At 48.5% G+C, this 334-nt stretch carries 1 protein-coding gene; it reads left to right on the top strand.

Going from position 1 to position 334, the window contains the following annotated elements:
* Positions 1–334, top strand: a 334-nt coding sequence (locus tag KH400_RS30410; protein ID WP_217228688.1) for a hypothetical protein, incomplete at both ends; no start/stop codon positions are given.

The following is a 334-nucleotide window of genomic DNA, read 5'->3' as shown; positions in this document are numbered from 1 at the left end:
AAGGGAAAGAGGGGAGGAGAGGGAGAGGGAGAGAAAAAGGGAAGGAGGAGAGAGGGAGAAGAGGAGAAAGGAAAGGAGGAGGGGAAAAGAGAAAAAGGGAAAAGGGAAGGGGGAGAAGAAAAGAAAGAGAGAAGAAGGAGAAGAGGAGAAAAAGAGGAAAGGGAAGAGAGAAAGAGAAGAGGGGGAAAGAAAGAAGAAGGAAGGAGGGAGGAGGGAAAAAAAAAAAGAGAAGAAGGGAAGGAAAAAGGAAAGGAGGGAGAAGGGAGGAAAGGAGGAAAGAGAGAGGGGGGGGAGAAGGGGGAAAGGAAGGGAAAAGGGGGAAAAGGGAAGAAAA

It is taken from the genome of Desertibacillus haloalkaliphilus (assembly GCF_019039105.1).
Lineage (GTDB): Bacteria > Bacillota > Bacilli > Bacillales > KJ1-10-99 > Desertibacillus > Desertibacillus haloalkaliphilus.
Note: the sequence above shows the minus strand (reverse complement) of the source record. Positions and strands in the feature narration are given on the sequence as shown.